The sequence below is a fragment of the Neokomagataea anthophila genome (assembly GCF_018122595.1).
Classification (GTDB): domain Bacteria; phylum Pseudomonadota; class Alphaproteobacteria; order Acetobacterales; family Acetobacteraceae; genus Gluconobacter; species Gluconobacter anthophilus.
Genome location: NZ_JAGRQH010000011.1, coordinates 1 through 22,569 on the forward strand (window position 1 = coordinate 1; position 22,569 = coordinate 22,569).

The 22,569-nt window shown below is 53.3% G+C and carries 19 protein-coding genes; 12 read left to right on the top strand and 7 right to left on the bottom strand.

Going from position 1 to position 22,569, the window contains the following annotated elements; translation table 11 throughout:
* Positions 1-204 precede the first annotated feature (204 nt).
* Complete coding sequence (locus tag KB213_RS11145; protein ID WP_211683158.1) at positions 205-543, top strand: DUF4282 domain-containing protein; 339 nt, start codon at positions 205-207, stop codon at positions 541-543.
* An 11-nt stretch (positions 544-554) separates the two neighbouring features.
* Positions 555-1,739: a hypothetical protein gene (locus KB213_RS11150; protein ID WP_211683160.1), complete on the top strand. Its 1,185-nt coding sequence runs from the start codon at positions 555-557 to the stop codon at positions 1,737-1,739.
* Positions 1,740-1,855: 116 nt separating this feature from the next.
* Here KB213_RS11150 and KB213_RS11155 read toward each other — a convergent pair whose 3' ends face one another.
* The 3 genes from KB213_RS11155 to KB213_RS11165 form a co-directional block, all read right to left on the bottom strand.
* Complete coding sequence (locus KB213_RS11155; protein ID WP_249110532.1) at positions 1,856-2,413, bottom strand: glycine zipper family protein; 558 nt, start codon at positions 2,411-2,413, stop codon at positions 1,856-1,858.
* A gap of 212 nt (positions 2,414-2,625) precedes the next feature.
* Entirely contained in the window at positions 2,626-3,144 is a 519-nt protein-coding gene (locus KB213_RS11160) for a Fur family transcriptional regulator (protein WP_211683162.1), read from the bottom strand.
* A gap of 63 nt (positions 3,145-3,207) precedes the next feature.
* The gene (locus KB213_RS11165; RefSeq protein WP_211683164.1) at positions 3,208-3,402 is read right to left on the bottom strand and encodes a hypothetical protein; all 195 of its coding nucleotides are present in this window, start codon (positions 3,400-3,402) and stop codon (positions 3,208-3,210) included.
* A 292-nt stretch (positions 3,403-3,694) separates the two neighbouring features.
* On the opposite strand from KB213_RS11165, the gene cysK reads away from it, so the two are divergent.
* A complete protein-coding gene (cysK, locus tag KB213_RS11170; RefSeq protein WP_211683166.1) occupies positions 3,695-4,708 on the top strand; it encodes a cysteine synthase A in 1,014 nt (337 codons plus the stop codon).
* A gap of 95 nt (positions 4,709-4,803) precedes the next feature.
* On the top strand, positions 4,804-5,526 hold the full coding sequence (locus KB213_RS11175; protein ID WP_211683168.1) for an RBBP9/YdeN family alpha/beta hydrolase: 723 nt from the start codon (positions 4,804-4,806) through the stop codon (positions 5,524-5,526).
* Here KB213_RS11175 and KB213_RS11180 read toward each other — a convergent pair.
* A complete protein-coding gene (locus KB213_RS11180) occupies positions 5,477-7,867 on the bottom strand; it encodes a heavy metal translocating P-type ATPase (protein ID WP_211683170.1) in 2,391 nt (796 codons plus the stop codon). The genes KB213_RS11175 and KB213_RS11180 overlap by 50 nt on opposite strands.
* 123 nt (positions 7,868-7,990) lie before the next feature.
* On the opposite strand from KB213_RS11180, the gene KB213_RS11185 reads away from it, so the two are divergent.
* The 6 genes from KB213_RS11185 to KB213_RS11210 all read left to right on the top strand — a co-directional run bounded on the left by KB213_RS11185 (position 7,991) and on the right by KB213_RS11210 (position 13,758).
* Complete coding sequence (locus KB213_RS11185) at positions 7,991-8,401, top strand: hypothetical protein (RefSeq protein ID WP_211683172.1); 411 nt, start codon at positions 7,991-7,993, stop codon at positions 8,399-8,401.
* 75 nt (positions 8,402-8,476) lie between these two features.
* Positions 8,477-10,489: a copper resistance system multicopper oxidase gene (locus KB213_RS11190; protein ID WP_211683174.1), complete on the top strand. Its 2,013-nt coding sequence runs from the start codon at positions 8,477-8,479 to the stop codon at positions 10,487-10,489.
* Between the two features lie 2 nt (positions 10,490-10,491).
* Positions 10,492-11,280, top strand: coding sequence for a copper resistance protein B (locus KB213_RS11195; protein ID WP_211683200.1), 789 nt, complete (start codon positions 10,492-10,494; stop codon positions 11,278-11,280).
* A gap of 176 nt (positions 11,281-11,456) precedes the next feature.
* Positions 11,457-11,699, top strand: coding sequence for a FeoA family protein (locus KB213_RS11200; RefSeq protein ID WP_211683176.1), 243 nt, complete (start codon positions 11,457-11,459; stop codon positions 11,697-11,699).
* Between the two features lie 6 nt (positions 11,700-11,705).
* Positions 11,706-13,541 (top strand): ferrous iron transporter B, encoded by a 1,836-nt coding sequence (gene feoB / locus KB213_RS11205; protein ID WP_211683177.1) that lies wholly within the window; start codon positions 11,706-11,708, stop codon positions 13,539-13,541.
* Positions 13,542-13,563: 22 nt separating this feature from the next.
* Positions 13,564-13,758, top strand: a complete 195-nt coding sequence (locus KB213_RS11210) for a hypothetical protein (protein WP_211683179.1) — start codon at positions 13,564-13,566, stop codon at positions 13,756-13,758.
* Between the two features lie 87 nt (positions 13,759-13,845).
* On the opposite strand, the gene KB213_RS11215 is transcribed toward KB213_RS11210, so the two are convergent.
* On the bottom strand, positions 13,846-15,975 hold the full coding sequence (locus tag KB213_RS11215) for a prolyl oligopeptidase family serine peptidase (protein WP_249110533.1): 2,130 nt from the start codon (positions 15,973-15,975) through the stop codon (positions 13,846-13,848).
* Between the two features lie 223 nt (positions 15,976-16,198).
* Between KB213_RS11215 and KB213_RS11220 the strand changes: the two genes are divergently transcribed.
* Positions 16,199-19,957 (top strand): proline dehydrogenase family protein, encoded by a 3,759-nt coding sequence (locus KB213_RS11220; protein ID WP_346266711.1) that lies wholly within the window; start codon positions 16,199-16,201, stop codon positions 19,955-19,957.
* Positions 19,958-20,008: 51 nt separating this feature from the next.
* Positions 20,009-21,367, top strand: a complete 1,359-nt coding sequence (locus KB213_RS11225) for an L-serine ammonia-lyase (protein WP_211683181.1) — start codon at positions 20,009-20,011, stop codon at positions 21,365-21,367.
* 67 nt (positions 21,368-21,434) lie between these two features.
* On the opposite strand, the gene KB213_RS11230 is transcribed toward KB213_RS11225, so the two are convergent.
* Together KB213_RS11230 and KB213_RS11235 are read right to left on the bottom strand one after the other, a co-directional pair.
* Entirely contained in the window at positions 21,435-22,142 is a 708-nt protein-coding gene (locus KB213_RS11230) for an SIMPL domain-containing protein (RefSeq protein WP_249110534.1), read from the bottom strand.
* A complete protein-coding gene (locus KB213_RS11235) occupies positions 22,139-22,537 on the bottom strand; it encodes a hypothetical protein (protein ID WP_211683183.1) in 399 nt (132 codons plus the stop codon). Before KB213_RS11235 ends, KB213_RS11230 begins: the two co-directional genes overlap by 4 nt.
* Between the last annotated feature and the right edge of the window lie 32 nt (positions 22,538-22,569).

The following is a 22,569-nucleotide window of genomic DNA, read 5'->3' on the forward strand; positions in this document are numbered from 1 at the left end:
GATACTTGGTATATTGTTTACGGTCATGTTAGTATTTCTACAAAGGGCGATTTTCCTGACGCCGAAATGACAGTAACAAACCTTCATAAATGCACTATGCCCTCTTGTGAGGACGCAAATAACGTGCAATCACTCACTGAGTACTTGCAAAAAAATATCGCAAATACTCATTAAAAAGAAAAACCCCAAAAAAGGAATACTACAATGCGCTCTATATTTTCTTTTGAAAATCTTATCACACCTACAATTATTAAGATTTTATTTTATATAGGTGTGGTACTTTGTTGCCTTAGTGGCTTTGCAACACTCTCTACCATCATAACCAGTATGATTGCCTCCGCAGAATTAACAGGCCACTCCACCACCCTCGCCGGCATCGGCGGCTTATTTCTTGGCCTCATCGTCGGCTCAATCGTGACCGTTATTGGTGTTATACTGACACGTATTTCCTGCGAACTGACCTTGGTTATTTTCATGATCCGCGATGAATTGGCATGGCAACGTGAGCATCATAGCAATAATACGTCGTCTTCTCCCGAATAAGGCCACACGCCATGACAACGCCCCCTAAAAGCCCCTCCTCGCCACCAAAAAGCGCGGCGAACTCTTCATTACTTTTATCATCCGGCCTAACAAATAATATATCAAATCCGTCTTCAAAAACTGACAAACCTGACATCAATTGGGCAGAGCAGGCGAATCGCCTTTCTGATATCGGCAAAGAAAAAAGTGCTCAAATCAATTCCATAGCAAGTTCTGTTTACAAACAGGGGAGTTCAGTCGCACAAGAAGCACAAAAAACACTCTCCAACCCTGAACAACGCCGCAAATTCTTAGAGCGATACGGAAAAACTCTCAAAATTGGTGCTGCCGCAACGGTCATCATCGGTGCCATCGCTTATTGGGGCGCTTCACACGAGGCCAGTCGTATAGCTGATCAAAAAATTCACAGCCTATTGGCTAATAGTGGGCTATCCTCCAATATCCAATACGCTTCTGTCTCAGCAACTCCGTGGGGTAGCGTGACTTTACATGATGTCACGTTCACAGACGACTACAACAACGACATAGACGAAAAACTGAAAATTGCCAAAATTTCAATTAGAAATGCAAATATTGGTAAAACACTACCATCAAATATGACAATTAATGCTTCTGGTATTGAATGCTCATTCACAAATACCACCACATGTCCTATCATATCACCTCAAAGCAAAAATACTTTATTGTCCATTGGGTACACTACCTTAAAAGGTAATGCAAAATTATCATACAAATTCCATAATGGAAACATAATATTAACAAGTAACGGGGGTTTATACAATGGATTTACATGGGGTCTACATGCAACATTATCAGGAATACCTGAAAAGACATTTAAAGAAATTCCTGATTTAATAAAAAATCAATCTGCTTTTAGTTTAATTCAAATATTAGGTGTAGTAGATGACGTCGCAGTCTCAAACGTAGACTTACAAATTGACACGCGCGACATAAGTAAACGGCTGCATGCTGTTCCTGATACCAACATCCCAGAACCCGATATCTCAAAAAGCCACCCTCTATCCCCCCTACAAAACTGGGATATCAACGGTGGGCGCCTCGAAATCCATACACATTCAGAAAAAGCTATTCCACTCATGAGGCAATCACTTTTTGGAATGCCATTTCTCAACCCAGCCTTTAGATCACCGAGTAATTTTATAGAAGCAACAAACGCCAAAATATCAACCGAATAAAAAAGATAATATTATAACACATTATGTGTCGATAATAATAAAAATAATTGAGAGTATTTTTATACAAACAATACTCTCAATTATTATTTCATTTAATAAACCTAAAAGATATAATTTTAATCCAAATTCATGGGTGCCGTCGTTACAGCCGTCTTCTCTGTTGTCGTATTAGACACCCCATGACGCGTCACTGAACTACGGTGCGTCTCACGCTCACGCGTAATAACCGTAACACTCCGCTCTGTTGCAGGGTTATTATAACCCGGGATTACATTCCGATACGTTAACATACACTGTGCAAAAGCATTGTTGTACTGGGACTGAATGCCACCTTGCTGATCACGCGAGTACAACCCACCGCCCAGACCTGAACCCAGCGCACCAGAAGCTGCACCGATACCTGCCCCCGTACCGCCACCCAGTGCCGCGCCCAGTCCTGTGCCCAATGCTGTTGTTGCAACGGCACCTAAAAGAGCACGCTGGTTTTCATGCGATGCTTGTCCAGCAACAGCATTCTCTGCCTGCGTCTTACAGAATTGCTGCTCTTGCAGGAATGTTTGGTAATTTTTCCCCGGCGCAGGATAAACTTGTACGGTCGGCCCCATCGGGGTTTCAGCACAACCCGCCAGAGCCAAACACAACGTTGCAGCCACTACACATGTACGATTAAACATCTTAAAATCTCCACAAGGTCACGATGACATTATATCCACCACCAACGCCCTGAATACAAGTTAAGGTCTTGCATCACAGTCGACTGCATTTCGCCCCCAAGCCTCAATGAGACGAAGTACGGTTTCTGCGAGAATATTATATCGACACTCTTAGCCGTACAAAGCAAATACCCGATAATTGCTTATAACCCATCCGGTCGCCACCGATCACATCAGGCTGCACGGCATGCAGAACACACGCCTTCAATTTCAATGGTTGCCGTTTCTGCTGCAAACCCAACTTGCTGAGCCGCCGCCATCAATACAGGAACAATTTTTTCTTGTTCCAACTCCCATGCCTTACCGCAGCTATGACAAATCAAAAACTGAGCACGGTGCACGCCCCACGCATCATGATGATGACAACCATCATCACACAGCATCGCATGCGTACACCCAACAAAAGCAGCTAAACGCTCTAATTTATGAATAAGACCCTGTTCCAACAGGAAATCCAGCGCACGATACACCGTCGGGGGGGCAGCGTTTGGCTGAACGGGGCGCAATTGGGCCAATATATCATAAGCCCCAATCGGGCGATCAGCAGAAAGAATAAGCCCCAGCACCAGCCGGCGCGCATCTGTTAACCGCGCCCCGCGTGAGCGGCAACGCAACACTGCACGCTCCAATTGCTCATCAATCGTCCGCGTGAAGCCAAGACCTGAAACTGAAGAATATGTAGAATCCGCCATAAAACGGCTTTTATGACATTCTCCAGTCTCAGGCCACAAAATGTTCCCGTACTCACATATGAATTACGCCTGAACAGCACCACGGCGCGCTAAAGGCAGAACCCGCTTCCGCAGCGTTGCCAAGTCATCCACAGTCTCATTATGCAGTGACCGCACACTTTCATGCGCAGCATAAAAACGGCGCAGCCCTGACTGGCTAATCAAAATGGCCACTCCAAGAAAAACACCATTATTTTCAATAATTGTTGAACCAAGCATGATCGTACCATTCAGTCATCGTGCCCAGCCATCATTCTCACCGGGCTATTATAAGAAATATATCCAGTCCCTCGGCATAACGCCGCTCAAACATCGCCTACACATTCGGATAGCCACAGCCCGCGCCTCTCTTGGGGGTCAATAACGACTGAGAAAAATACGCATCAATTCAGTTGAGTCAATAATTATATTCAAAATATCGTTATTAATTATAACAACTTTTTTATGTCGTTATTTTTTGTTTTTGTCATTCTTCTGCCCTTCACACCGTTTTTTATGGTATCATAGCACCATGAAGAAAAAGGCTCCGTCACCCACCGCTCCGCTCGCTCCCCCAGCTCCATTTGAGTGCTACGCAGCGCCTCGTGGCCGCGTTTACAACTCATTCCTCGAGACCGTGGGCGGCACACCACTCGTCGCACTCCCGCGCTTAACAGATCGAGAAGGCCTCCATGCACGCCTGCTGATCAAGCTGGAATTCTTCAACCCTCTAGGTTCGGTCAAAGACCGTATTGGCGTGGCTATGCTGCGTGACGCTGAAGAGCGCGGCCTCATCACACCGGGGCGGACCATTCTCATTGAGCCAACCTCCGGCAATACCGGGATTTCTCTTGCCTTTGCCGCCGTAGCCCTCGGGTACCGTCTGATCGTGACAATGCCCGAAAATGCCTCCACCGAACGGCGCAAAATGATCCGCCTTATCGGTGGTGAAACCGAACTAACCCCCGCTCAGGAAGGTATGGCGGGTGCCATTAGCCGCGCTCACGAACTGCTCGAAACCTTGCCGGATGCATGGATGCCTGCACAGTTCGAAAATGATGCCAATCCGTCCGTACACGAAATCACAACAGCCCAAGAGATCTGGACAGATACTCAAGGCAACGTCGATATCGTCATCGCAGGTCTCGGCACCGGGGGTACAGCTTCAGGCATTGCTCACGGCTTACGCAAGCATAAGAAATCCATCAAGATTCATGGCGTTGAGCCACGCGAAAGCGCCGTTCTTCATGGCGATGAACCCGGCCCACACGGCATTCAGGGAATCGGTCCCGGCTTCCAGCCAGAAACCCTCGACCTTCGCGCCATGGATAGCATTATCGAAGTGTCAGAGCATGATTCCTTAGCAACTGCCCGGCTTTGCGCCGCAGTAGAAGGCATCCCCATTGGGATTTCTTCCGGCGCGGCACTCCATGCAGGCATCGAACTGGCAAAACAGCCCGCTAACCGAGGGAAAACTATCGTGGTCATCGCTCCCTCTTTTGCGGAACGCTACCTCTCCACGCCACTCTTTGACGGCCTTTCTTAATCCACACTTAAAGTGGAATAAAAATAAAACTTTCATTTTTCGTTGTTTCTTATTAACTGTGAATTGTTTCGTGGTTAATAAGAAAGCGAAAACCCATGACAAGAATCGCAACACCACAGAATGGGGCACCACCCTTTTCTTCCGTAACGCCATCCTTGGAATTTCATGGTCGTACAGCGCTTCAACGCCAGTTTTCTGCGCTGAAACAGCGCTTTAACCTTCTACTCGTCCCGGGCCTCTTTGGCTCAGGCCCTTTGCACTGGCAAAGTGAGTGGTCCCATGCCTTCACACTAGACCGACTGTCACAAGAAGACTGGAACACCCCAACGCCCACGAAATGGGATGAATCCCTCGCACACGCTATCAACGCCCCTGAACGCGCGGATAAACCCATCCTGCTCATTGGCCATAGTTTAGGGGCTATTCTGTGCGCACGTTGGTTACAACGAAACCATACCCGCACCACACCACCCTTAGTCGCGGGCGCTTTTTTAGTAGCACCAGCAGACACGGAACAAGCGCAAACCCCAGACAGCTTCCGTATCCACTCTTTTGCCCCATTGCCCAGCGGCCCCCTCGCCGTTCCAACCACGATCATCGCCAGTGAGAACGACCCATGGCTAAGCTACGAACGGGCAACAGACCTCGCTCAACATTGGGGCTCTGACCTCAAAAGCGCAGGACCACGCGGCCATATAGGCTCCAACGAACCACTAGGGTTATGGGAAGAGGGCGCCCAAGAGTTATTTACATTCAGCCAAACGCGCCTCACTGCCCTCGCATTGGGTGCCAACGATTCAAGAGCAACGCATTCGTAATCACAGAAACCGAACTGAGCGCCATCGCGGTCGCAGCCAAAACCGGGCTTAACAGGCCCAATGCCGCTAACGGGATGCCTAAAACATTATACACAAAGGCAAAAAACAAGTTCTGACGTATCTTACGTAACGTTGCCCGAGATAAGAGCATCGCATCCACTACAGAGCGCAACGTATTGCGCGTAAGCACAATACCTGCTGTTTCCCCTGCCACAGCAGACCCAGCGCCCAAAGCAAAACCGACATCCGCCGTCGCTAAAGCCGGGGCATCATTGACCCCATCCCCCACCATCCCCACACAGGCACCACCAGCCTGATAATCAGCCAAAATCTGAGCCTTTTGCTCTGGCAACAAGTCTGCCTGCACGTCATCCAGCCCTAATGACTGCCCAACAAGCGCTGCCACGCGCGCATTATCACCCGTCAACATAGACAAACGCACACCATGCGCCTTCAGCGCAGCCAATGCTGAAAGCGCATCGGGTCGCACCGTATCGGCTAATGCAATGGCCCCCAACATAACACCAGCATGCGCCACCAAAACCACCGTACGGCCGCGTGCTTCCTCAAGATGCATGTCAAACCCAGACATCACATCGCCAAACGTCACCCCATGATCACGCAAAAATGCTTCCGTACCAAGAAGCGCTTTCTCTCCTTGAAGAACGCCATGCACACCACGCCCCGGCACCGCCTGAAAATCTGCCACAGCATTCCGCGTCAGACCTGACGCTGCTGCCACAATCGCCCGCGCTAAAGGGTGCTCAGACCCTTCCTCTAAAGACGCCGCGACAGCCAATAGCTGCTCTTTTGTAACATGTGAGGCCGGATACACCCCAACCACATCGGGACGCCCTTCAGTCAACGTACCCGTCTTGTCAAAAACAATATGCGTCAAGCGCCCAGCGCGCTCCAAAGCCTCTGCCGAGCGGAAAATGATACCGTGATGCGCCCCACGTCCCGTACCCACCATAATGGCCGCAGGTGTCGCCAAACCCAAAGCACAGGGGCACGCAATCACCAAAACCGATACAGCCGCGATCAAGCCAGCCACCCAACTCTGCGTCATGATGACATTCACAACCCATGTCACAAGCGCCAAGCCGAGAACCACCGGTACAAACACAGCAGACACTCTATCCGCCACCCGTTGTACCGGCGCACGTGATCCCTGAGCATGTTCCACCATGGTTACAATGCGCGCCAAGGCTGTGTCTGCGCCCACACTAGTTGCCCGCACACGCAAAACGCCATGCCCATTCAACGTCCCGGCGCTCACATCGGCACCGATAACCTTATGTACGGGCATACTTTCACCCGTCAGCATGGCTTCGTTCACATCCGAAGCCCCATCCAGAACCGTGCCATCCACAGGCACATGCTCTCCCGGCCGCACCATGAACACATCCCCAACGAGGAGATCGGCCACGGCACAGGCCACCACCTGCCCATCACGCTCCACATGCGCAATGCTCGGCTGTAATTTTAGTAAGCTTTCTAGTCCTGCTGATGTCCGCTGCTTCGCCCGAAACTCCAAGAGCTTTCCAAACGAAATCAGCACCAAAATCATGCCGCTTGCTTCAAAATACACGGGCGTCTTGAGGTCAAACCCCACCACAGCAAGGCTATAAGCCAGTGCAACCCCTGAGCCCAACGCCACCAAAACATCCATATTCGGTGATGCCGCACGCACCGCCTGATACGCCCGCCGAAATAACGGAAACGCACAGCACACCACCAAAACCGCACTCACCAACTGCACCATGACCGGCACAACCATGCGTCCCGTCACCACCATACCCAACATGGATATAATCAGCGGCAAGGCCACCACACTCATCACCCCGAAGCGTCGCAGCTCCCGGCGCCATTCATCCTCGCGCCGTATGGTCGCATGCTCATCTCCTGCCACAAATGTCGTAGCACCGAACCCAGCCTTAACAATCACTGTCTTCAGTTGCTCTGGAGAGGACAAGCCCGGCGTGAAACGAATATGCACACGCTCCGCTGCAAAATTAACCACGGCCTCAACCCCCTCACGGCGGTTCAAAACCTTCTCAATCCGCGCGGCACATGCGGCACAGCTCATCCCGGTAATCGCGTAATCCAGCTCTTGCTGCGGCACCTCGAATCCCGCTTTACGCACCACAGCCACGGCCTGCGTCACCAATTCAGGCCCTTCCACCGATACAGAAGCACGCTGAGCCGCAAAACTCACCGTCGCCTCTATCCCCTCCACACGATTCAAGAGTTTTTCAATCCGTGTCGCACAGGCAACGCAACTCATGCCCGCAATCGGCAACGTGACGGAATACACCTCCGCCTTCACAGCTCCCGACATACGACACTCTCCTCTTTCATTACCGTGTAAATGTTATTATCGTATAACTATCGGTACGATGAGAACCATTCGCAATGGCGTTTCATAAGGTCTCATCCGATTTAAAGGATCATATCCCAGATTATGCTGCGTTTCCGTACAACATCTGAACGGTTCCGACTGTTCCTCTGCCTGCTTCAGGCGGTGTTGATGCTGTTCGCGGTCACCCCCAGCTATGCTGCCCCGCACATGGCACACCACGCCACATCATCGGCCATGATGCCCATGCACACTATGGGTACCATGCAGGAATGCTGCTCAACGCACGCCATGCGGGACACATCCCCTCATGCCCAAACACCGCATACACCCGGTGGCCATTGCGGCAACTGTGCCCACACTGCCTGCGATACCAGCACAGCGGTTCTCCCAGTCACAGCTTTAGCAACTGGGCTTTTCTTCGCACAGCACCAAACGCTTCACTCAACACAAGCCGTTCCCACCGGCAATGCTGCACGGCCTGACCTGCCCCCGCCCCGCACACAAACCGTCTGAAAAAACTTAGCCTCTTGCCTCAGCGTAGCCACAAGCAAAACGGGCTCCTTTTGCTCTTTCATACGGTTTTGTATCATGACCAATCACCTCACCACACCGCCAACACGGCGTGGTTTTCTGGCGTCTATCAGCGCTATCAGCGGCCTTACGGCCCTCGCACCAACACGCCTTCTGGCGGCACCAGACACCCAAACTGGGCAAATCCCACCCACAACACAGAAGAACTGGCACCTCACCGTAGGACGTAAAACCGTTACCATTGACGGGAAAACCCTCAATGCTCCAACGGCTAATAACTCTGTGCCCGGCCCTATCCTACGCTTTAAAGAAGGTGAAAATATTACCATCACCGTCAGCAATAGCCTGACGGAAGAAACCTCAATTCACTGGCATGGTCTGCGCGTACCGGCCCGCATGGATGGCGTACCCGGCCTCAGCTTTCACGGTATCGCCCCAGGGGAATCCTTCACATACCAATTCCCTATCAAACAAAGCGGCACCTATTGGTACCACAGCCATTCCAACATGCAGGAAGCACAAGGCCTCATCGGGGCTATCGTCATTGACCCTGCCACTCCAGAGCCCAACCCATGTGACCGGGATTACATCATCATGCTGGGTGAGTGGACCGATGTCTCCCCCGCCGAAATTGTCAGCAACCTCAAAATGCAGGACGATTATTACAACTTCCGGCAGCGCAGCACAGCCTCTCTTCCCGCACAATCCAAACATGATGGCGGCCTCGTTCCCGCCTTAAAAAGCCGCTTAATGTGGTCCGGCATGAACATGTCTGCCACCGACATCTCAGACGTATCGGGCATTATCTATACCTACACGATGAATGCCATTGCTCCCCATACCGGATGGGAAGGTCTGTTTCGTGCCGGAGAACGCATACGCCTGCGCTTCATCAACAGCGCCACCATGACCCTCTTTGACGTCCGCATTCCCGGCCTTGAAATGACCGTGGTGGCAGCCGATGGAAACCCGGTTGAACCCGTACCCATTGATGAATTCCGCATCGGCGTGGCGGAAACCTATGACGTTATCGTCCAACCCCGCGAAAACCGCCCGTACACACTCTTTGCCCAAAGCGAAGATCGTACCGGATACGCTCTAGGCACACTGACCCCCCGCACCGGACTCCGCTCAGCCATTCCCCCCATGGACCCGCGCCCCGTCCGCACCATGGTCGATATGGGTATGGATATGAACGATATGGACATGAAGGACATGCCGGGCATGAACATGCACGGAAAAGACATGACTTCTATGCCTTCTACAAAACCCAATAAAACCGGAACAGCTCAACCGTCCTCAACCCATCACATGATGGCAGGCATGGCGATGGACCATATGAACATGGCCAATATGCCGGGTATGAATATGCCGCATACACACCACATGATGGCTGAAATGGCTATGCCCGGCATGGATATGCATGACCACCACATGCCCACTATGAAACATGATATGCCCATGGCGGGCATGACCATGAATCACATGACAATGCACGGTATGGATATGAGCCACATGGGCACCATGCCCCAAACATCAACCCAATTAGAAATTGATGATCCCGGCCCACCGCCCCTGAATGTCGAAAACCAAAATATTGCCACACACCCCATTGATCGCCTCGGTGACCCCGGAGACGGCCTTTCCAATACCAACCGGCGCGTACTGACCTATAAAGACCTCCGCGCGACGACACCGTCCCCTGATCCACGCCCCCCTTCACGGGAAATTATTCTGCACCTCACAGGCAATATGGAGCGCTATATCTGGGGCTTTAACGGCCGAAAATTCTCGGAATCCGGTCCCATTCGCCTGCGCCTGAATGAACGCGTGCGCTTTACCCTCATCAATGACACCATGATGGAACACCCCATCCACCTCCATGGCTTCTGGAGCGAACTCGAAAACGGGCACGGTGCGTACACCCCTCGAAAACACACGATCATCTCACAACCCGGCGGCACAATGAGTTTTCTCATGACCGCAGATGAACCCGGCATGTGGGCCTTCCACTGCCACCTGCTCTACCACATGGATCTCGGCATGTTTCGGACAGTGAGCGTCGCATGAGCATGAAACACATCATCCCCGCACTCACCTTCGGAGCGCTGAGCATACTCGCCCTCCCACGGTCCGCCCACGCTCAAATCATCACCATTCATCACGCAGCAGATGCTCCAACGGACAACGCACCAACCTCTATGCCCGGCATGAGCCCCGTCATGATGGACCAAGCCACATGGTTCCACGGCATCTTCAACCAACTCGAAGGGCGTTACGCCCCCCAAGGCACAGACTTCCGCTGGGATGGTGAAATGTGGTTTGGCTCTGATTACAACCGCCTCTGGCTCCGCTCTGAAGGCACCCTATCCAAGGGCCAACTTTCCGATGGGCAACACGAAATCCTCTATAGTCGTGCTATTTCTACCTATTGGAACCTCCAAGGAGGCACGCGCATTGACCTCGATAGCGGCCCCACCCGCGCATGGGCAGCGTTTGGCGTAGAAGGCCTCGCGCTTTATCAATTCGAGCTCGGTGCTATGGGCTATGTTGGTGGCAATGGCGGCGCCGCAGCCCGCCTCGAAGGGTCATATGATATTCTGCTCACCAACCGGTTGATTCTCCAACCGCAAGTAGAGCTCAATGCCTATACACGCCCAGACCCCGCACGCGGTGTCGGCTCCGGCTTATCAGAAATCGATACCGGCATTCGCCTAAGATATGAGCACTGGCGAAAATTCGCGCCATACCTCGCCATGACTTATAATACACCCTTAGGCCAAGCACGGCACTTCCCAGATAACCGTAATGATATACGGTCTGCCCTACGCTTTACCTTCGGTCTACGTAACTGGTTCTAAAAAACCGAATAATCAGCGCCACCTTCATCATTCGGCGCTGATTTTCTCTATCACCTTGCATGACATCATATCTGTAAATGCAATTTAGTCGCATTTTTTCCTTTTCGATCCCCTATGAGCGCCCTATCTAGAAAGAGAAATTATAGAGCCAACACCCAAAGGGGCCGGACATCATCGTGCATACGCTCGCCACACTGCCCAAGGGCCATGAAGCCATCATCACCAGCGTCTCACATATGACAGATGCTGACACGATTGCTTTGCGTCTGGGCGAAGTCGGCTTTGTGCCAGGTGAGCGCGTGCAAACCATTGCTACAGGACCTTTCGGGCGTGAACCGATTGCCGTCCGCCTTGGAACATCACGCTTTGCTCTACGCCATAGCGAAGCTGCCCGCATTCACCTGCAGGACCCCAAATAAATTCTTATGTCCACCTCTGCCCCCCGTAACATCGCCCTTGCCGGCAACCCTAATTGCGGCAAAACCTCCCTGTTCAATCAACTGACAGGAAGCCGACAAAAAGTCGGCAACTACGCCGGGGTTACAGTTGAGCGGAAGGTCGGTTTCTTCACAACGCCACAGAATACGCCTATCCGGGTGTTGGACCTGCCCGGTGCCTACAGCCTCTCCTCCACCAGCCCCGATGAAGATATTACGCGTGATATCTGTCTCGGCCGCCACCCAGCCGAAGCACAGCCAGAAGTGCTCATCGGCGTTGTCTCAGCCTCCAACCTGCGCCTCCACCTCCGGTTCCTTCTAGAACTCAAGCAGATTGGCGTTCCCGTCATCGTCGCCATGAACATGATGGATGAAGCTGAGAAAATTGGCCTCACTATCGATACAGAGGGCCTGTCCGCTGATCTCGGCATGCCCGTTATCCCGGTCATCAGCCTCCATAAGCAAGGCATCGCGCAACTCCTCACCACGCTGGACCAACCCGTCCCAGCACCACCCCCATTACCAGAAGGCACGGACCTCCACGCCGAGGTCCGCCGCCTACTCTCCCATTATGTGCAACAACCCACCGCCCCGCGTGAACGCTTCACGGACCGACTGGACCGCTGGACACTACACCCCGTCCTCGGGCCACTCATCCTGCTCATCATCTTATTCATTATGTTCCAAACCGTCTTTGCATGGGCTCAACCCATCATGGACGCTCTGGGTAGCGGCTTAAACGACTTCGGCGCATGGGCCCTCACCCCCCTTCCTGATGGTATGCTGCACAGCCTCTTGGCAGATGGTGTCATCGCAGGGGCGGGAACAGTCGTCGTCTTCCTACCGCAAATCCTTATTTTATTCCTCTGGATCATCACACTCGAAGAATCTGGGTATCTCCCTCGCGCAGCCTTCTTACTAGACCGCGTCATGGCTATGGCAGGCCTCAGCGGGCGCTCTTTCATCCCCCTCCTCTCCAGTTTTGCATGTGCCATCCCCGGCATTATGGCCGCACGCACGATCCAAAACCCACGGGACCGCTTGGTAACGATCCTCATCGCCCCCCTTATGACCTGCTCTGCACGCTTGCCGGTCTACACACTCCTCATCGGTGCCTTTGTTCCCCATCGCGCCGTCTGGGGTATCATGAACCTACAAGGCCTCGTACTCTTCGGGCTTTATGCGGCCGCAATCATCAGCGGTATTATCGCCGCACGAATCATGACACGTGGCGTTGCGTCTCAAGAGCACCCCCTGCTCCTTGAGTTGCCACCCTACCGCCGTCCGCTTTTACGCAGCGTGGCTCTCGGCCTATGGCAACGCGCCGTAATGTTCCTTTCACGCGTCGGCACCATCATTGTCTCACTCAACGTCCTACTCTGGGGGCTTTCCAGCTTCCCATTCCCACCTGCACATGCAAACGGGGCAGCCATCGACTACAGCATCGCGGGGCGCATCGGGCATTTAATGCAGCCCCTCTTCGCCCCTCTTGGTTTTAACTGGCAAATTTGCGTCGCTCTCATTCCCGGCCTTGCCGCAAGAGAAGTCGCCATCAGTTCGCTTGCAACCGTGTACGCCATCGGCGCCACAGGTGACGATGCAGGCGACAAACTCCTACCCATCCTCTCCAGCCAATGGTCCATGGCCACAGCTTTTGCGCTCTTGGCATGGTATGTATACGCTCCACAATGCATCTCAACATTAGCCGTCATGCGGCGTGAAACACGTTCCCTCAAAGTCGTCCTAGGGGCCGCCGCTTATTTATTCGGCCTCGCCTATTTGGGAGCGTTCCTCACGCACTATATAACTCTCAAGATGCAATAACCCGGCATAAGGACATTGCGTGATGATCGAGACACTAATCGCAACCCTGCTTGTACTCGCCGCAGCCCTGTACTGGACCATGCGCCTGTTCCCCAGCATCCGTAAACCCGTCTACGCTGCTCTCGGCCGCACGCCCCCTCATAGCACAACAGCGAAACGACCGGGTTCATGTGGTGGCTGCACTGGGTGCAGTGGTAAAAGCGGCGGTTGCCACTAAAATAGTCCCACACACACGCATTACACAAAAAAACGCAGCGAGTTTTGCCCCGCTGCGTTTCAGAACCCTAACTTAAATTCAAGCGGCTTATCGTGTCACACCACCAAGGCTAGACCACAGATACGTCCAGCTCAGCGCCTGCGTCTGAGCAATTTCTGGCTGGCTGGCACCAAAACCATGACCACCCGCCACTTGCTCCCAGTAATAATATGGCAGGTTCAATTCGCTCATACGCCAAGCAAAGCGTCGTGCATGAACCGGTCCAACACGATCATCTTTCGTTGTCGTTTCAATAAACGGTACTGGATATTGCGTTCCCGCCTTCAAGTTTTGCAGCGGTGAGATTTTACGCAAGAAATCCCTCTGTTCAGGAATAGACACCGTGCCATACTCCCCAACCCATGATGCACCCGCAGACATATGCTCATAATTCATCATGTCCAACAGCGGCACTTCAATATCCACAGCTTTCCAGAAATCTGGATGCTGCGTGAACTCAACGCCCATCAACAACCCACCATTCGAGCCACCGCGAATAGCCAAGTGTTGCGGAGACGTAATATGCCGCGCCGCCAAGTCATGCGCGACAGCGGCAAAATCATCATAAATATGCTGACGGCGCGTCTTCAAGCCTGCCTCATGCCAAGCGGGACCAAACTCACCACCCCCACGAATATTGGCCAGCACATATACGCCACCATGGCTTAACCAATTCACGCCAAGCCCTGCGGAATAAGACGGAAAGAGTGGCACTTCAAAGCCACCATAAGCATAAAGCAGCGTCGGGTTCGCATTATTCTGCGGCATATCTTTTCCATGCACGACAAAATACGGCACATCTGTCCCATCAGTGGAGCGTGCCTGATACTGATCTACCGCCATGGAAGACGCATCAAATTGTGCTGGTAGAGTATGCACAGCATTAACCGTCGCCGTATCTGTATCAATCGACCAGATCGTTGGCGGCGTCAAAAACCCTGCCGACTGTGCATAAGCCAACGGGCTCGCATGATCAGCACTCACCAAATCAATCGATACATTCTTCGGTAAAGGCAATTGAGTACGCGTGAACGTATCCCCTGACGGAGTGAAGACCAAAAGCTGTCCACGCACGTTATCGTACAAAGACACCAAAACATGACCGTGGCTCACCACAGCACTTTCAATGACCTGTTTTGCCTCTGGCTGAATCAATAATTGCGGCACAACATGGCGGTCCAGATCCACCAAAATGACCGAACCCGCCATGAAATTGGGACCGTGCGTATCCCAATCTTGATCCAACCGCACAACCAATTTATGCCCCAAAAGGCCCGTCACTTCCGCCCGTTCAGGCAGATCCAACGCCACAATACGGCCATTCACATAATGGTAAAAACGTGCCGAAAATGCATCAATCCCTTCACGGATCAACGCAACCTGATTGCCCTTTCCGTCATGCAAAACCACAGGGTCCACAGACACATCTGACGGCTTACCCGAGAATACCGTAACGGCAGAAGAAAGCTTTTTCCCGCGCTTCAAAGCTTTTACAATATAAGGGTAAGATGATTTCGTAACGTCTTTATCCGTCCACGGATAGCTGACCAAAAGCGTATCACGGTCTAACCAATCCGCAACCAGCTTCGCATGCGGCAGCGTAAAGCCATTCGGGACAAACTTGCCGGTTGAAAGATCAAACTCTCTCAACGTCTCCGCATCTTCACCACCATCAGACAGTGCAAGCAAGCAACGACTTTGGTGCAGGTCCAAGCATGACAGACCATGATAAACCCAGTTTTTTTGCTCTGCTGTTGCCAGTGCATCCAAATCCAGAACCGTCACCCAGTTCGGAGATTCTGATGCATAATCAGCAACCGTCGTCCGGCGTAAAATACCACGCTGATGCGTAGCATCCCGCCAGAAATTATAAATCATGCCGTCAATTTGCTCAGGCATAGCCAAACGGTCATGCGTTTGCAGCAATTTCAAAGATGCATCATAAAAAGACTTAAATAACGGCTTTTGACCAAGCGTATTCAGCGTCTTTTGGTTTTGAGTCCGGACCCAATCCATCGCCTGCGCACCATCAATTTGGTCCAACCAAGCTGGTGGTGCTTTTTGTTCAACATCTGAAACCGCTTTGGATGGCGCCGTCTGAGCGTAGCTTACCCCTAGATGGAGCATAGAAGCGCTCGCCATCAAAACACCCAACCGCCGAAATGACATCAAAGACATAAAAACTTCCTTATACGCCTTACTCATGCAGCGTATGCTATCTGCATCACCGCTCAAGCGGCCCACAAAAAATGAAAACAATATTTTCTGATGCTAAACTGAAATTCTACGGGAAGAAACACTCTTCTTCTGCCAGACACTCCCCCTTCTTTGACCATAAGATCACATCCTCAAAAAACATCGCATTCAGGGGGATGAATTAGCTGCCCTCCTGCGCTAGAGCGTGAACTCACACCTTGTCATTCACCTGATGGGCCATACACCGCCCAGCATGCCGAAACTGGATCGCACCATGACCTCACCACTGACGGTCCCGGCCCTTGCATCCCCCTTCTTGGACATGCTGCCCCAAACAGGTCGTATGCCAGCTATGCCATCCCGCACAGCGGTCGATGCCATGCGCCATACCAGCGAATTTGCCTGCATTACTGAGCTTTTGTCCTTAGTGATCACAACACCCGAGCAAGACGCTGTTATCAACACACAAGCTGAACACCTCGCCACAATCCTACAAGCCGCCCCACGCAGCGCCATTGGCACCCTCCTAGACGCTTTTCCTCCATCCAGCGCGCATGGCCGCGCTTTACTGGCTCTCGCCGAAGCCTTTTTACGCATCCCCGATCACGCCACACGGGAAGCCCTCATTGATGCACAAGTGCGCCATTTGGAATGGGCAACGCCCACTGCCAAAACCAATGCACCTACTTTAGTCTCTATGCTCACCCGCGGCCTCTCTCTGGCCAGCCTACTGCGCAAAGGCAGCGCCCTAAGCTTGCGTCGCCTCACCCTACAAACCTCTGCCCCTCTCATTCGGCATGGCCTGGAAAAAACGCTCCGGGCCGCCGCAGAACAAGTCACCCTCGGCACCACACCGAACGAAGCCCTCCGTAACGCTCAATCCACACGAAAGCGCGGCTTCAACCATACCTTTGACCTCTGTTCACCCGCTGCCCTCGACACAACCCAAGCCCATAAGGCCCTGCATCAATTTGAAGCTTTATTAGAAGCCTGTAGCCGCCACGCAGGCATGGTAGGCGGCCGCTCCGAGCGCCCTAGCCTCACCCTGCGCCCAGCGCTGCTTTGTCCACACTTCTCCAGCATACGCCATGAACACATCATGACGGAGTTTCTCCCAACTCTGTCACGCTTGGCCGAACGAACCCGTCAACTCGATCTCGCTCTCATTTTAACGGTAGAACATAGCCGTGAGATTGACCTTTGCTTAGACCTACTCACCGCCCTTTGTGCCCAGCGCGAACTCGAAGGTTGGGACGGCCTCGGCATGACCGTTCAAGCACATGACCGCCGCGCCCTCGCAATTACCCAACATCTCATTGCACTTGGACGCTCCACAGGCCGACGCCTCATCATCCGCCTCACGCGCGGAGCAGCATGGCGCGCCGAACATAACCGAGAGGATACTCTCGCCCCCACACCACTTTTCTCACGCAGTTGCCACACAAATCTCAGCTACCTTGCCTGCACTCAGGCTCTGCTGAATAACCTAGACTGCACTTACCCACATTTCGCCACACATAACCCACGCCTCGTCGCACATATTCAAGCCCTTGCTCCTCAGGCAAAACGTGGTGATTTTGAGTTTGAATGCCTCCACGGCCTCGCCCAACCATTGGCGGAAACACTCCTTTCGTCCAATGGCAAAGACACTCCGCCATGCCGTCTGCATGCTCCCATCGGGCCTGCCAGCACTGTGCTCCCTGCCCTCGTCAAACAACTGCGCGAAAGTGACGGACCAAGCCCGCTACTCTCCAGCAAAACCCACACTACAGACGACGTCATCGAAGCTTTAACGGCAAATCCTGTCACCGCCGCTGAAACCCTCAGAGCACAGCATCCCTATACGGACCACCTCCCCGACAGCACCGATCCCACCCTTCTCCCGCCACTTTTTGAGCTAGACCTCTCAGACCCCGCAGATCAGCAGGCACTGCATCAGGCCCTTACAACCACAGCGCCCGACACTCTGCCCTTCATTCACCCTCTCATCGTGGAACATACACCAGAGCGCCACCCTCCTCACTTTGGACGACGTATCTGCAACCCCGCAGCCCGCCAAGATGCCATTGGCGATGTCCTTGAAACGGATGGCGAAGCACTCTTGCAGGCGCTCTCCACAGCAGAAGAGCACCTCCCCCATTGGCGCCATCACCCCGCCGCGCACCGTGCAACACTCTTACGCAATGCCGCCGCTGCAATAGAGACAGACTACGTTCCCCTTCTCAGCTTCATCATTCGTGAAACCGGCAAAACCTTTCCATCCGCACTGAGTGAATTACGCGACGGGGTCACAGCTCTTTATCAAGCAGCTCAAGATGCCGAAAACAGCAGCCTCACCGCAACTCCGCTCGGACTCATTGCTTGTATCAGCCCATGGAGCAGCCCTTTCGCTGCCCTCATGCGCCAGATTGCGTTTGCTTTAGCTGCCGGAAACAGTGTCCTCGCCAAACCAGCCGCAGCAGCGCCTTTCACAGCAGAAGCAGCCATCCAGCATCTCCATGGTGCCGGAATCCCCAAAACGGTGTTGTTCTTCCTCCCCGGCAATGAGCACGTGGGAGAAGAACTCGTCAGTGACCACCGCATTGATGGTGTTTTATTCACAGGATCAACACCGGTAAGCAAAGCCATTTCGCGCCTCATTGCACAGCGCACGGGCCGCACCGGCGCCCCTGTATCCCTCATCGCACGCAGTGGTGGCCAAAATGCTCTTCTTGCGGATAGCTCTGCTCAACCCGGCCAAGTCGTGCATGACATCATCCGCCTGTCCTTCACCGATAGCGGCCAAAACTGCGGCGCCGTCCGCATCCTTCTTCTACAAGACGATAATGCCGATAAAGTCCTAACCTTATTACGCGGCGCGCTCAGCACCTTGAATCTTGGAGATCCAACCCGGATTTCCACCGATATTGGCCCCATGATCAGTGCTGAAGCCCGTACCGAAACCCTCGCACATATTGATCAAATGCGGCGCGCTGGGCGTAAAGTCTGGACAGCCCCCCTCAAAGAGCCTGACCGCAATGCAGGGCACCACCCCGGCAGCTACCTCGCCCCAACCTTGATCGACATTGGCCGCGTGGCTGATATCCCCAGAGAGGTCTTCGGCCCCGTCCTGCATATCCGCCGCTTCCACCGCAATGAACTGGAAGGCGTCATTGATGCCGTCAATGCCACCGGCTATGGATTAAGCTTCGGCGTTCATTCGCGCATCCCCAATACCATCCATCGCGTCCTCACCCGGGCACAAGCTGGTAATCTGAGCGTGAACACACTCACCTCCGGCACAAGCGTCCACGCACCGCCCTTCGGCGGGTACGGCCTATCCGGCTGTGGTGCCAAGCTGGGCGGCCCATTAGCCCTACGCCAACTGCAAGCCAACATTCCCGCCCTTCACTTCCCACATTTTAGCCCTACAGATATGAACCCCGGTCATATCTCACGGATTGCCGCTAATCTCGTTGCCTTCCTAGAAAGCAGAGATGCTGTTTCTGCCCGGACAATCCGCCAAGACATTGCTCATAACCTCCTCGGCAGTTCGCTCACCCTACCCGCTGCCATTGGTGAAACCCGCACCCTCACCCTTATCCCATGCGGCACGATCCTCTGCGCGGGTGAAAGCTGGCCTGCCCTCTTGCGTGCCGTCGGCATGGCACTTGGTACTGGCAATACAGCCCTCGTCCTCGCCCCCAAAACAGCACTTGAATGGATGCAACGCCTGCCCCAAAGCCTTGCAGACCAGATCCAGCGTGTAGATCCCGGCGCACTCCCCGAATGTGACGCCATGATCTTCGAGCGCGGCAGCACAACCGCGCAAGATGCTGCTGCAACATTGACCGCACGTGAAGGGCGGATCGTACCGCTTTATCCGCTCGACAGCGTCCGCCCAGAATGGCTACTGCAAGAACGCGTCACCTGCGTTAATGAAGAAGCCCTGTCCGGTGCACCCACCGTTATGGCCTTAATGTAAATTCGATCTCCCTCCCCCTAAGCCTCACCACCGGAGCCTGCGCAAAGCACCATGATCAGCCTGTTCGACCTTTTTAAAATCGGGATTGGCCCGTCATCATCCCACACCGTCGGCCCAATGCGTGCGGCACGGCGTTTCATCGCGCATCTCCCCACCGAACAGCCCATCCACCGTATTCAAGTCACCCTATACGGTTCACTCGCATGGACCGCTAAAGGCCACGCAACAGACACAGCCATTATGCTCGGCCTTTGGGGAGAAAGCCCTGAAACCATCAATCCTGATGATGCTCCAGCCATCCTCGACACCCTGCGCGATCAGAAACACCTCACTCTTAACGGGCAACACATCGCCTTTGACCCCGAACACGATATCATCCTTGATACCACCACCACGCCCCCCGTTCATCCGAATACGCTACAATTTAGCGCCCTCTCCATCACGGGAGATACCCTCTTAAAATCTCGCTTCTGCTCCGTCGGCGGTGGCTTTATTGTGCCAGAAGACCATACTGAAGGCGCAACATACACCTTGCCGGACATGCCACTCGACTTCACCAGCGGCGTCGAACTCCTCAACCGCACACAAGAGAGCAATCTCTCCATCGCAGACGTTGTTATGACCAATGAAGAAGTGCTGCGCCCCAAGGCTGAAATTACCGCTTACCTTGACCGCATCATTGACGTCATGATGGCCTGCATCAATCGCGGCCTGACCCAAACCGGCACCCTACCCGGCCGCCTCAAAGTCAAACGCCGCGCCGCCGCATTGCATGAGCGGCTGCAAGCAACCACGTTCCAAAACCAAAAGCCAGCCCATGAAATCATGGATTGGGTAAGCCTCTACGCCATTGCTGTGAATGAGGAAAATGCCGCAGGCAGCCGCGTCGTAACTGCACCAACCAATGGTGCCGCAGGCGTTATTCCTGCCGTTTTGCGCTATTATCGGGACCATTGCCCCCAAGCATCACAAGACGGCCTACGGCACTTTCTCCTCACCGCTGCGGCCATTGGCGGCCTTTTCAAACTCAATGCCTCCATCTCTGGTGCAGAAGTTGGCTGCCAAGGTGAAGTTGGCGTTGCCTCCTCTATGGCCGCAGCAGGCCTCGCCGCCGCACTAGGCGCAAACCCACAACAAGTCGAAAATGCTGCCGAAATCGGTATGGAGCATCACCTCGGCATGACCTGTGACCCCATCGCAGGCTTAGTGCAAATCCCGTGCATTGAACGCAATGCTTTCGGCGCCATAAAAGCCATTAATGCAGCGTCCCTCGCCATGCATGGGGACGGCGCACACCACGTCTCGCTCGATCATGTCATCCGCACCATGGCGGAAACCGGCCGAGACATGAACCACCGCTACAAAGAAACATCTCTCGGCGGCCTCGCCGTCAACGTCCCAGAATGTTGATTGCTACATTCATGCAAAAGGCGGGTACCCATAAGGACACCCGCCACCACAATATGCCTCTATAATCTTACTGCCCAAGCTCCGCCTGAACCTCAACAGTCGCAGACACGACCTGCTCCTCGCGGCTAGACTGTGGCGGTGCCATCGGCGCACTCCGCAAGCTCAAAGACGCCATCATCGGGCGTACACCTTCATACCCTGTATTAATCCGCACATCATTCAACCGAAGAAGCTTCAAGCCCAGCGCCTTTGCATTTTCTTCCGCCTGTGGTCGAACCTTCTCCAACGCTTCCAAACGCGCTTTCTTCAACAATGCTTCACGAGAAGCCGGATCGAGTGACCAATCGGTACCATCCAGCATCAAGCCCTGCGCCTGCAATGCGCCAGCCAACTCTAAAATACGCCCAGCATCTTCACCGCTCAGCGTGACATCCTGACGCGCAATCCAACGCGTGTGACCATGTTCCGGCGTCTCATCATCAATGGTGTAACTTCCCGCCTTGGCATCCACACCAGTTTGCCCCGACACCAACTTCATGGCCGTTGCAATTGATGCGTTTAACGCTTTTTGTGCACCCATTGGGGAAGCATTCTCAGCACGTGCATACAAATGTGCCGTCAGTCGTGTAGCGGGTGCACGGACGTCATTGGTAATGGAGAAATTCAGCGTCGTCATATCGTGATCCTGCACCACGGCCGCCTGAGCATGCCCCAAAAATCCATAAAACAAACCGGATACGCAAACGGCACCAAGAGCAAAACGCGAATACATCATGAGTGATCCTGACTATGTTCCAAAAGCACAAGCGCACGACGTAAACGCTCAATTCCGGCACGAAGATGGCCATTTTGGCACAATTTCACGCCATGAGCCCGCAAACGCCGCGCATCTTCCATCGCCCCAACCAAAACGCCATGAGGCTCCGCGATAATCGCATCCACATTTGAGACCAATTGTGCACAATATTCTGGACTATCCGTTGTAACGGAAATCACACCATCACCATGATGCGGATTAGCCTGCATAAAACGGCCCATCACACGCCCATCATCGCTGTGCGCAGCCGTCTCTACCTGTACGAGATTCACCACATGCGCATCTTGTGCAAGAACTACAGGACTGCCCATCATACTTATCGAACAAAAACAAAACATAAGAGCATGCTTCATGGCTTATCCATTTCAGCCATCTGCGCGCCCCA

Bases quoted from the DNA above. Each gene is read 5' to 3' on its own strand.
- KB213_RS11145 (WP_211683158.1), top strand. From the start codon at position 205: ATGCGCTCTATATTTTCTTTTGAAAATCTTATCACACCTACAATTATT.
- KB213_RS11150 (WP_211683160.1), top strand. From the start codon at position 555: ATGACAACGCCCCCTAAAAGCCCCTCCTCGCCACCAAAAAGCGCGGCG.
- KB213_RS11155 (WP_249110532.1), bottom strand. From the start codon at position 2,413: ATGTTTAATCGTACATGTGTAGTGGCTGCAACGTTGTGTTTGGCTCTG.
- KB213_RS11160 (WP_211683162.1), bottom strand. From the start codon at position 3,144: ATGGCGGATTCTACATATTCTTCAGTTTCAGGTCTTGGCTTCACGCGG.
- KB213_RS11165 (WP_211683164.1), bottom strand. From the start codon at position 3,402: ATGCTTGGTTCAACAATTATTGAAAATAATGGTGTTTTTCTTGGAGTG.
- cysK (WP_211683166.1), top strand. From the start codon at position 3,695: ATGAAGAAAAAGGCTCCGTCACCCACCGCTCCGCTCGCTCCCCCAGCT.
- KB213_RS11175 (WP_211683168.1), top strand. From the start codon at position 4,804: ATGACAAGAATCGCAACACCACAGAATGGGGCACCACCCTTTTCTTCC.
- KB213_RS11180 (WP_211683170.1), bottom strand. From the start codon at position 7,867: ATGTCGGGAGCTGTGAAGGCGGAGGTGTATTCCGTCACGTTGCCGATT.
- KB213_RS11185 (WP_211683172.1), top strand. From the start codon at position 7,991: ATGCTGCGTTTCCGTACAACATCTGAACGGTTCCGACTGTTCCTCTGC.
- KB213_RS11190 (WP_211683174.1), top strand. From the start codon at position 8,477: ATGACCAATCACCTCACCACACCGCCAACACGGCGTGGTTTTCTGGCG.
- KB213_RS11195 (WP_211683200.1), top strand. From the start codon at position 10,492: ATGAAACACATCATCCCCGCACTCACCTTCGGAGCGCTGAGCATACTC.
- feoB (WP_211683177.1), top strand. From the start codon at position 11,706: ATGTCCACCTCTGCCCCCCGTAACATCGCCCTTGCCGGCAACCCTAAT.
- KB213_RS11210 (WP_211683179.1), top strand. From the start codon at position 13,564: ATGATCGAGACACTAATCGCAACCCTGCTTGTACTCGCCGCAGCCCTG.
- KB213_RS11215 (WP_249110533.1), bottom strand. From the start codon at position 15,975: ATGTCTTTGATGTCATTTCGGCGGTTGGGTGTTTTGATGGCGAGCGCT.
- KB213_RS11225 (WP_211683181.1), top strand. From the start codon at position 20,009: ATGATCAGCCTGTTCGACCTTTTTAAAATCGGGATTGGCCCGTCATCA.
- KB213_RS11230 (WP_249110534.1), bottom strand. From the start codon at position 22,142: ATGATGTATTCGCGTTTTGCTCTTGGTGCCGTTTGCGTATCCGGTTTG.
- KB213_RS11235 (WP_211683183.1), bottom strand. From the start codon at position 22,537: ATGAAGCATGCTCTTATGTTTTGTTTTTGTTCGATAAGTATGATGGGC.